This is a genomic window from Methylorubrum rhodinum, from assembly GCF_014199935.1.
Classification (GTDB): domain Bacteria; phylum Pseudomonadota; class Alphaproteobacteria; order Rhizobiales; family Beijerinckiaceae; genus Methylobacterium; species Methylobacterium rhodinum.
Map to the genome: position 1 here is coordinate 35,790 of NZ_JACHOP010000032.1, position 9,456 is coordinate 45,245.

9 protein-coding genes are annotated in these 9,456 nt (G+C 68.5%); 5 read left to right on the forward strand and 4 right to left on the reverse strand.

Translation table 11 applies throughout. From position 1 onward, the window contains the following. Positions 1 to 423 precede the first annotated feature (423 nt). The 5 genes from HNR00_RS25680 (at position 424) to HNR00_RS23400 (ending at position 4,370) form a co-directional block, all read left to right on the forward strand. Positions 424 to 1,188, forward strand: coding sequence for a hypothetical protein (locus tag HNR00_RS25680; RefSeq protein ID WP_246391026.1), 765 nt, complete (start codon positions 424 to 426; stop codon positions 1,186 to 1,188). 111 nt (positions 1,189 to 1,299) lie between these two features. Continuing rightward, positions 1,300 to 1,635, forward strand: coding sequence for a DUF3768 domain-containing protein (locus HNR00_RS23385; RefSeq protein WP_183573602.1), 336 nt, complete (start codon positions 1,300 to 1,302; stop codon positions 1,633 to 1,635). 89 nt (positions 1,636 to 1,724) lie between these two features. Next, positions 1,725 to 2,018, forward strand: a complete 294-nt coding sequence (locus HNR00_RS23390) for a hypothetical protein (RefSeq protein ID WP_183573604.1) — start codon at positions 1,725 to 1,727, stop codon at positions 2,016 to 2,018. Between the two features lie 285 nt (positions 2,019 to 2,303). Continuing rightward, the gene (locus HNR00_RS23395; RefSeq protein ID WP_183573606.1) at positions 2,304 to 3,203 is read left to right on the forward strand and encodes a hypothetical protein; all 900 of its coding nucleotides are present in this window, start codon (positions 2,304 to 2,306) and stop codon (positions 3,201 to 3,203) included. Between the two features lie 129 nt (positions 3,204 to 3,332). Next, entirely contained in the window at positions 3,333 to 4,370 is a 1,038-nt protein-coding gene (locus HNR00_RS23400; RefSeq protein WP_183573608.1) for a hypothetical protein, read from the forward strand. Between the two features lie 2 nt (positions 4,371 to 4,372). On the opposite strand, the gene HNR00_RS23405 is transcribed toward HNR00_RS23400, so the two are convergent. From HNR00_RS23405 to HNR00_RS23420, 4 genes are all read right to left on the reverse strand, one after another. After that, a complete protein-coding gene (locus tag HNR00_RS23405) occupies positions 4,373 to 4,771 on the reverse strand; it encodes a hypothetical protein (RefSeq protein ID WP_183573610.1) in 399 nt (132 codons plus the stop codon). Positions 4,772 to 5,478: 707 nt separating this feature from the next. Then, positions 5,479 to 7,755 carry a phage/plasmid primase, P4 family gene (locus HNR00_RS23410; protein ID WP_183573612.1) on the reverse strand — a complete coding sequence of 759 codons (2,277 nt, stop codon included), beginning with the start codon at positions 7,753 to 7,755 and terminating at the stop codon, positions 5,479 to 5,481. Then, complete coding sequence (locus tag HNR00_RS23415) at positions 7,745 to 8,281, reverse strand: hypothetical protein (RefSeq protein WP_183573614.1); 537 nt, start codon at positions 8,279 to 8,281, stop codon at positions 7,745 to 7,747. The genes HNR00_RS23410 and HNR00_RS23415 overlap by 11 nt, the downstream gene beginning before the upstream one ends. 203 nt (positions 8,282 to 8,484) lie before the next feature. Beyond that, positions 8,485 to 8,781: a hypothetical protein gene (locus HNR00_RS23420; protein WP_183573616.1), complete on the reverse strand. Its 297-nt coding sequence runs from the start codon at positions 8,779 to 8,781 to the stop codon at positions 8,485 to 8,487. Positions 8,782 to 9,456 lie beyond the last annotated feature (675 nt).

Genomic DNA, 9,456 nt, shown 5'->3' on the forward strand with positions numbered 1-9,456 from the left:
ATGCAACCTCTCGTCGCTGGTTCAGGCGTGGCTCCGAACCTGTCTCAGCGGTGACCATAGCGGGATGTTGCACAGCGGGGAACAAGCGGTTCAAACGAATCCCGTCTGATCTTTTCCCGGGCTCGCTTCTTGCAGCTCAGACCGCGTCGCTCACCCGCATAGGATGCCGCAAACCGATTATAGGACTATATTCTTGACTTTTGGAGTGTGTTCAGCCACATTAACCAGCGTCGGCTGGCGAACCGGCGAATGTCAACGCCGCCGCGAAGCACACAATCAGGAGAGTCCCATGCCCCGACTACCCAGGCCCTTCTTGCGGTGTCTACCCGGCCCGTCACCTCATCAAAACCGGCATCCTCACCCAACTGCGACCTTCACACGGGGCCCCCTTTCGGGGGCCTTCGTCGTTTCAGAGCTTCTGTGATGACCGCGTATTCACAGGCTACTCGTAACAGTCAGCTGCGCTCAGCCTCGGAAACTCCGCTCGCTCCTCAGCTCCCCGCATTCGTGCTGTTCGGTCAAGCCGACGGCAGACCTCGCGCCGCATGGTTCGACGCTGCCGATGCCGATGCCGCCACCGCCGCGGCCACAACCATGCGGTTGCGCGCCCTGCCGATCACTGAGGCCGCTGGCCGCGAACTCGCCGGGCAACTCGCCCGGGGGCGTGTCCTGCCCAGCGGTCGCACCCTCGTGCCGTTCGCAAAGCGCGACCTCTACGCCCGGCTGATCGCGCTCGCAGGCGAGGAAGCCGGGCTCGCCGTCGCAGCGGGCCGTCGGACCGATCCGCCCGGCGCCGACGACACCCCGTCCGCGGATTCGACAGCGGAAGCTGATCTTCCCGCGGTGGAGGAAGGCGGCCCGGCGGCCTCATCGGGCGAGGAACGGCCGTCGGACGAGGAGGAGGCCTCGGGGCTTCCCGCCGAAGATCCGGCCGACGCGCCGACTGCGCCGCGCCCGGGCGCCCACCTGTTCGTCGGTCAGCCCCGCCCGGGGGACCGCAGCGAGATCGGTCTGGGCAGCATCGTGCTCGCCCATGAAGGACCCGACGACGGCTGGTGGGAGGCGGAGGTCATCGGGGCCAACGGCGGGACCTTCTCGCTGCGGTGGCGGGACTATGACCCGATGGCCTTCCCGACCATCCTGCGCACCGCCGACGAGCTCGCCCTCCTGCCCCCCGGGGCACCCTAGCCGCCCGCGAGCCGCGCCCGGGCCGCTCCCAGCCGCCCGGGCACGCCATCAGTGCCGCGCCTCGCGCGACCGCCGCACGGACTGTGCCCCCAGCCACACCCCGAGGTTCCCATGACCGCCGTCCTCGACGCGGAGCGCGTGCGTGCGCTCAACGACATACTCCGCCGCACACTCAGTGGCGGCACCCTCGTGCTCACCACCGGGATCATCGCGCTCGGCCGCGAGCGCCAGCAGATCGTGCTCGACGCCATCGCCGCCTTCGACCGCTTCGACGCCGACAATGACCCACACGGGGAGCACGACTTCGGCGCGGTCGAGGCCGCGGGCGAGCGGGTGTTCTGGAAGATCGACTACTTCGACCACGCCGAACGCTGCGCCTCAGCGGATCCAGCCGACAGTAGCGTCACGCTCCGCGTGATGACTGTCATGCTCGCCTACGAATACTGATCTGAGCATTGTCAACGGCTGCCGAGCCCCCGCTCATTGGGCCGTCAGCCGGAGGCGACTGGTGACAGCAAGACAAAGGGATAAAGAGGATGAAGTATTTTGCCGCTGCAATCATGATGGTTTCGGCTACTCCGGTTCAGGCCGATGTTTACAGATACACATGCCGGGTCGATGGAAAATCGCTCACTGTGCGTATCGATGACGCGCGGAAAACCTTGCGATGGCGCAACAAGACCTACGCGATTACCGTCCAGGAAGACTGCGCCAAGTTCGGCTGGCGAGCGACGCGGCCGGGCGAAACCTTCGATTTCTGCACCGCCACGCAAGGCTACGCGGACTTCCAACAAGGCGACCGGCTGATCCAGTGCGATCAGGACCGCTGAAGGGTGGCGACCATGAGCCTCCCCTGCACACGTCGCAGCCGGATATCGGCGCGAAACGGCCGTGAGGCGGACGGATCGTCCCGACCCGCACCGCATCACCTTGACCAGAAGCATGCGAAGCAGGGGTGCCGCATGGCGAGACGCTGGACAAGGCTCGTCATCGCAGTGATGCCATTCTTGACGGTCGGGGGAGACGCCTGGGGGGCCGACTCGGCCGCGACGGCGCCAGCACGTCCTTCGGTACTCTCTATTACAGGCGACGCTGCCCCGCCGCCGACACGGGCCGTGTGGGGACCGACCGGCCGAGGGTCAAACGTACGCTACGGCGAGCCCGGCGATGAGCCGGACGTCGAGCTGCTGTGCCTGTCCGACCGCAAGATCGAGCTGCGGGTGTTCGACCCGACCGGCAAGAGTGAGCGAAACCGGGTCAAGCAGGTGCGGCTCGTCGGGCTCGGCGCCGTACAGGCGGAGGAGATCGACCTCGTCCCCATCGACCGGCTGGTGATCACAATGTTCCTCGACGGCGGCAGCCTCGCGCTCACTGCCCTGCTGCTCGACCAGGATTTCGAGGTGTTATTCCCTGGGGCACGCCTGCCGGTGCGCGGCGCGGGGGCCTCTGCGCGGGTGCGGGATCTCCTACAGAGCTGCCTCGCCGGCCAGCCGGACGGTGCGCCGTCATCGAGCCCGCTGCCGGCACCTGTGCCTGCCGCGCCAGCGGCCGGCGCACCTGCGCCTGAGGGGCCTGCAGGGTCGGCGGCGCGCTCCGCCGTAGACACGATCCACGCCGGGCGGTGCCTGGAGCTGAAGGTCGACGGCCGGGATCGGCCGTGCAACGGCGACATGCGGCTCAAGGATGACGGCGGGGGCACGGTGGACATCATCACCGGCTACGGCGGCGAGCGAGGCGCGGCCATGACGGCAGTCGATTTCGAGATGCGCCAGACGGCGGATCTTGAGAACGCCTACGGCTACGCGTTCCGGGTGAGTGCGCTCCGGTTGATGACCTTCGACGCGCCGGAGACGCGCACGGTCTGGGCGGCAACTGGGCTGTGCCAGATGGTCAAGCCTAACCCGGTCAAAGTGGGCGCCAGCGCCGTGCAGCAGGACATCGTCGTGATGTGCTCGGCGGTGCCGTCCGACGGCCGGGCGCCGGTGAAACGGATCGACTGGAAGTTTGTGTTCTGAGGCTTGTCGGCGCCGAGCGATGATCGCTGGATGTGGCGTCGTCCGACACAGAACCGGACGCGTGATCGAAGTGAAACCGCTCGGGAGCGTTTCGGCGAGGGCGGGCTAGGCCGGATGAGGACGTGCGGGATGGACTGGTTCGAGCGGCTGACCGGGTTCCGGGAAGCGGATCACAAGGAGACGCAGGCTCGGCTATGCATTGTCGACGGCCGGCTTGTCCATGAAGGCTCTGGCGAGAGCTACGCGGTGGGGACACTGACGCTACCCTCCCTGGCAGAGCTTCGCACAGCGGCAGCCGGTGTTCATCGTCCTGGCCGGCTGCGACTCTCCATCGTTGAGGGTGATGCGCGCGACTTACACCGGGCGCCGGAGAATCGCGGTGCGCTGTTCCAGGTCGCCTCGCAGTTCAACATGCTGGAGATGGTTGGGCCGGACGTGACCCCGGAGGACGGTGTCGCCGGCTACGCCTACGACCGCACGCAGGGGCCGGCCTGCGCCATGGCCGCGGGCGCAGCCACGATCTACCGCAACTACCTCGTGCCGGTCGCGGGCGAGATCGGGCAGACGGCGGCGCGCCAGCTCGACGGACTTGCCGATCTTGGAGGTGCGCTCGCGCAGCGGCTCGGCACTGAACGGGCGGCTTTGTGGGCGATGCGCAATGGCTACGCGCTACCGACACGGACGAGTCTGGATGCCATTGCCGCGTATCTGAGCGCGGCGGACGAGGACACCCTCAACGACCTGCGCGGTCAGCTGCGGCTCGGCCTGCACCGGGACGTCGAGGTCACTGACGGGCCAGCACCGCGCCCGCTGGTTAGCCAAATCTTCTGCTCGGCGCTGCCGGTGGCATACGCGCGCCTGCCAGCCGTGTCATGGACCTCGTTCGCCCGCGTCGTGCTGGAGGCGGCTTACGAGGGGACTTTGTTGGCCGGCGTGCTGAACGCGGCACGCGGCGCCTCGGACCGCGTGCTGCTAACGCGGCTCGGCGGCGGCGCCTTTGGCAACGCGGACGCATGGATCGACGCGGCGATGCTGCGGGCGCTGCGGCTCGTGGGTGACCGCGACCTCGATGTGGCGGTCGTCAGCTACGGGTCGCCCGCACCGGGCCTTCGGGCTCTCGTCGAACATTACCGCGCCGGGGCGGCCAGAGAGCCCCAAGGTGCGTGACCTCATAGCTCGCACTCGGCCACGCCCATCAGAATGCTCTCAACCTTGGCGGCGAGATCTTCCCCGGTCACCGCCTCCGGTATCGTGCCGATCGCGGCCAGCGCCATCGTCAAGGACGTGGGGCCTAGGAAAGCGCGCGCCTCCCCCACGGCGGCGGTCAGCAGCAGGCTAGTCATTTTCAGCGCGTCCACCCGGTGCGGCGTGCCGTCCGCGAGCCAATCCCGCAGTTCGGTGCGCGCCGCCAAGGTCGCCCAGGTGGGCCGTCCGAACGCCCCCGGCTCGTCCTGCAGCTTGACCCTGCGGGCGCGGGGGGCGGAGGCGCCGGCCCGGGACGGCGTACGGACCGTCGAGCGCACGGTCCGCTGAGGTTTGCGGGTGGTCGACTTGGTGGCTTGGGTCATGCGGATCTCCTGCCCGGGTAGGGAGTGTGATTGCGTTTAGGGGTCGTTCTGCCAGGCTCGAGTACGGCGAGCCGTTCATGGTCTTCGATGGAAGGCCGAATGGGAGGAGCACGCGATTGCGAGGCCTCGCCGGTTTCCCGTCCCGCCCCTCTCACCAGTGGAGGTCGTGCACCGCCTCACCGCTTGTGTTGGCGCCGGCGATCAAGCGCAACAGCTGACGCTCATCAGCTGAGGTTGGGATCATGATCATAGTAGGTGGTCCTCGTGTTAGAGCGCGCTTGGGGCGCGGTGTGAATTTACCGAAGTCGTCACGCTCGTGAGATCGGGCGCGGACCAGCACGGCCAACCCGACCGAAGCCGCGCGATCCGATCCGCAGGTTTCAACCGATGCTCGCGGGGGCGTTCGACCTGCGCCGCTGCGGCAGCGGCGGCTAGAAGGCCATAGGCGGGCTAGGCAAATGTGGCGCGAACCTCCGGTTCGCGACCGCTCGCGCTCATCGCGATGAGCGCAAGCGTCGGTAAAGCGTCGCTTGTCGCATGAGGAACAAGCACCGAGGCTGGCCAGCCATTGTCCCGTGATGGCGGTGACGGCCATCCCCATTTCTATTTTATTATGGTTTGACATACACTTCCAACAACACTCACCGCCGTCACCGCCGTCACGGGACGGTGGCTGGCCGGGCGTGAGCCCAACCAGCCCCAGTGCGTCAGTCCCGCAGGCGCAGGCCGACCCAGAAGTTGCCCTGTCGCGTCTTCTCCGAGCGGTGGCCGAGTTCGAGCAGCCGAGCCTTCAGGCCCGCCATCCCGAGCACCTTCTCACCGGCTTCCTCGCACCAGGTCCGGAAGTCGGCGTGCAGCGCCGCGGCCGGCGTCCGCGCCCCAGCAGCCGTGCCAGTGCGCTCGCGCAGCCAGCGCCGCACGTGGTCGGCCCCGTGCCGCCACTGCGCCGTTGCCTCGCGCACCGCCCGCGGCGGCTCGAGCCCCTCCCGCTGCCATGCGCGGCAGCCCGCCAGCGCCCAGTTGAGGATGCCAGGCCCCTCCGCCCGCAGCTTGGCCGGCAGCTCGCGGTCGATCCGGCCCTCCGGCACGGCCACGTCGAACGGGATTACCCGGATGCGCCGCCAGAACGCCTCGTCGGTGGCCCGGACCTTCGGGAACTCGTTGGCATAGAGCCAGAGCGTGAATTGCGGCCGGTACTCGAACGGCTGGCCGTAGAGGTGCCGGGCCGTGATCGGATCGCCGCCGGTCATGCCCTTGACCCGCGCCTCGTCGAACTGCTGGATGTGATTGATCTCGCCGGCCGTGACGAGGCGCATCCCGTCCAGCCGGGCGAGGTCGGCCGGGATGGGTTCGTGGCGCTTGACCGTGAAGGTCTCCACGCCCGTGTGGCAGGCGTAGCCGCCGAGCAACTCGCGCAGCAGGTTGGCCAGGGTCGATTTGCCGGAGCGGCCGCAGCCCTTGAGGTAGAACAGCACTTGCCCGCTCACGTCGCCCGTCAGCGACATGCCGACGGCCCTCTGGACGAACGCGATCGCCTCGCGGTCACCTCCGAGGCTGTCATGTAAGAACTGGCGGAACAGCGGGCACGTCGCCTTCGGGTCGTGGGCGACTGCCGCCCGGCGCGTGAGGCGATCAGCCGGATCGTGCGGGCGCAACTGGCCGGTGCGCAGGTCGAGGGTGCCGTTGGCCACGCACAGCAGCCAGGGCTGAGCGTCGAAGGCCTCGCCCGGAACCTCAAGGCGCCCCTTTGCCAGCCCGACCATGCGCTCCAGCGCCGGCTTGGACAGGCTGTGTCGCACCCAGGCCTCCCGGCGGGTCTTGTCGCCGGACCCGTTCAAGTGCGCCGCCTCCGCTGCGATCGCCCGAGCGGTCTCCTCGGCTAGCCGCAGCGCGAGCGTATCGCCGCCGGGGCGCCAGACCCCAGCGTCATAGGCGAGGACACCACGGCCCGGCACGTAGGCCACCGCGTCGCGATGGCGGCGAGCGAAGCGGTCGGCGTTGTCCGCGTCGGTCTCGCCGAGGGCGGCGAGTGCGGCGGCCAGCGGGTCGGCCGCCGACGGCGCAGTGTCGGACATAGACTGCCCACCACCATCCGCCTCAGCCCGCGGGATGCGGCGCGGTTGCACCAGACCCGCTCCCAGGCCGCTCTCAACCGTCCGGGCGACCTCGTCCGGCGCGAGGCCGATGGCGCGCCCGGCCTCGATGAGCTGGGCGCGGGCGGCCCCGACGTCGAGGCCACCCCCGCCGCCGAGTCGCCCGATCTTGTACGCCGCGGTGTTCAGCGCGGCGTTGCGGTGCCCGGGTCGGGCCTGGCGCAAGCGGCCGAGCTCGCCCGTGACAGCGGCCGCGGCGTAGGCCGCGCTCCGCTGGGATGAGGGCTCGGCGTCGGTCGCGGCCGGCGCGGCGGCCGCGTTCGTGGCGGACGTGGGCCGCTGGTTGATCACCGCGACGAGCCACGCCGGCGCAGGGGTCGGTGCGGCGAGGTCGTCGAGGCCGCGCCCCGACACGTAGGCATAGCGGTGCCCGCTTGGGTGGAGGCTGCCGGCCGCCACGACGTACGACCCGTCAGCGCGCACGTCGAGCCCGGAGCCGAGGCGCCCTACGGAGGAGCGGGCGGCGCGGCCGTCGAGGGCTAGATAGATGTGCCGGCCCCGCGCCGTACGGACTTCGATCGTTTTGGGCAGGCGCCTGTGCGTGCGTTCTAGGGCGCGCAGGCTGGCCTCGCCCGCCGGGCCATCGACGTCGAGCACGAGGAGGTCGGACACACGGCCAGTGAGCAGGCCGTAGTTGGCGTGCGGGTGCTCGGCAGCGTGCGTGCGCAGCACCATGCGCTTGTCGGAGGCGGCGTGGAGGCCGCCGACGACGGCGGGCTCCTTCGATCTGTGGCGGAGGGGCAGCACGGGCTTGCCGCGCCGCAGCCAGCGCATGGCGCCGGCGGCGGCTTGCGGCAGGCCGCCCGCGGGCTGGGAGCGGTTAGCGCGCATCGGCGGACTCCGCGAACATGTCGGCCATCGGTTGGTGCAGGCGAGCCTCCGCCCAAATGCGCTTCTTGACGATCTCCGCCACCTCAGACGCCGTCATCACGGGAGTCATCGTGCGGTCGACGAGGAGATCGCAGATGCGGTGCCAAGTCGCGAGCGTCTGCGCGTCGAGGGTGGCGGCGAAAGCCTCGGGTGCGACGTGGTCGAGGCGGGCGGAGACGAGATCGGGCACAAGGGGGCCGATCAGAGCGTAGTCGCGATCGCTCGCGGCATCGACCTGCTCGGCGAGAGAGTACCAAGCCTCCATGATGAGTTCCTCGACGAACTCCGCCCGCGCTTCCGGCTCGGCTGGAACGGCGCCAAATTCCGCCTTCAATACGCCGACCATGACGCAGAACGCGGTGTAGGCGCGATCGAGGCCACCGCATCCCGGCTCGCCCGTTGCCGAGCCGGCGGCGCCGAGGCCGAGTGACGAAGCTAACGTCGGGCAGGCCTCGTCGCTCACAGTTGCGGACTTGTGCAGGCTCATGAGGTGCGGGACCCGGTCGGGGAAGCCCTCGCACGTCGTCGGCGCGGGATCGGGTAGGCGGACAGTCTTGTGCCGGCCAAGATTACGAGAGCTGTGGCGGGACGTTTGGGCGTGGGTCTGCTTACTGGGCATGTCGAAATCCAACGATGGGGTTGTTTGGAGCGACCCCGCGCGGACAGGACGCGCGGGGCGATGGAGCTGGCTCAGCCGGCGCGCTTGCGCTCGCCCGCCGCGACGAGGGCGACAACGGCGTCGCGGTAGGACCACTGGTCGAGGCCGACCCAGCCGGGCTCGTTCTCCGGGGGACGGAGCGGGGCGGGGAAGGTTTCGTTAAGGATCAGATCGCCGATCTCGAGTTGCTCGAGGCCGAACTGCAGTCCGAGGCCGATGAGGCCGGGGTAGTCGATCACCACCGGCGCATCGCCGGTATAGCTGATGCGCCAGCGCAGACCGCCGCTGAGGCGATCGACGAGGCGCTGACGAACGTTGTACATAAGCATGGCTGTAGGCCTCCAACCCCTCGGGAAGAGGGGGGAGCAATTCTATCAGCTCACCGACAGGGACGTGGTTCGCACAAGCCCGGCGAACCAGTTTCAAGTGATTGCTATAACTACAGAATTGCGTCCAGAAGCTCGTCTGGCAGTGGGAGAATCGATTGCCTTACCGGAGCGATCGGCTGCGTAGCTCCAAGTGCGAGGAGCTTGTAACCTCGCTGTTCGAGTTGCCCGCGCACGAACTCGTACTGCCCGAAGATCCGCGTCAGTCCCTGTAGATCGCGCGACTGAGCCAGAAGCCCCGTCGCGAAGCGAGCACCCTTGGGATCTCGAGGCCGGAAATGTCCGCCCCCGAATTGGCCAAGCCAAACGAAACCGGCCAAGAAATCCCCATCATCCTTCTTGCTGTAGGCCGCGGTTCTCCCTCTCAGCCCTTTGTAATGGCGCCTGACTGTCGCGTACTCGGCGCTGCCCGGTTTGTTATCGAAGATGCGGGCCGCGGTACTCCACCCGCCTTTAAGCTTGGAACCCTCTACCGGCTCGAAGCGCAGTGATATGTCGTAGAGCGGTGCATATCTTCGTTGTTTGATCCGCCCCCATGGGAGTGGTCCGCCCTGAGGTATGGCCTGCGGGCCAGGACGAGGACGGACAGATGGGAACGAAGCGGCACAAGCCGGAGGA

What these genes read in the sequence shown, in the direction of transcription:
- HNR00_RS25680 (WP_246391026.1), top strand. Translation starts at nt 424, where the DNA reads ATGACCGCGTATTCACAGGCTACTCGTAACAGTCAGCTGCGCTCAGCC.
- HNR00_RS23385 (WP_183573602.1), top strand. Translation starts at nt 1,300, where the DNA reads ATGACCGCCGTCCTCGACGCGGAGCGCGTGCGTGCGCTCAACGACATA.
- HNR00_RS23390 (WP_183573604.1), top strand. Translation starts at nt 1,725, where the DNA reads ATGAAGTATTTTGCCGCTGCAATCATGATGGTTTCGGCTACTCCGGTT.
- HNR00_RS23400 (WP_183573608.1), top strand. Translation starts at nt 3,333, where the DNA reads ATGGACTGGTTCGAGCGGCTGACCGGGTTCCGGGAAGCGGATCACAAG.
- HNR00_RS23405 (WP_183573610.1), bottom strand. Translation starts at nt 4,771, where the DNA reads ATGACCCAAGCCACCAAGTCGACCACCCGCAAACCTCAGCGGACCGTG.
- HNR00_RS23410 (WP_183573612.1), bottom strand. Translation starts at nt 7,755, where the DNA reads ATGCGCGCTAACCGCTCCCAGCCCGCGGGCGGCCTGCCGCAAGCCGCC.
- HNR00_RS23415 (WP_183573614.1), bottom strand. Translation starts at nt 8,281, where the DNA reads ATGAGCCTGCACAAGTCCGCAACTGTGAGCGACGAGGCCTGCCCGACG.
- HNR00_RS23420 (WP_183573616.1), bottom strand. Translation starts at nt 8,781, where the DNA reads ATGCTTATGTACAACGTTCGTCAGCGCCTCGTCGATCGCCTCAGCGGC.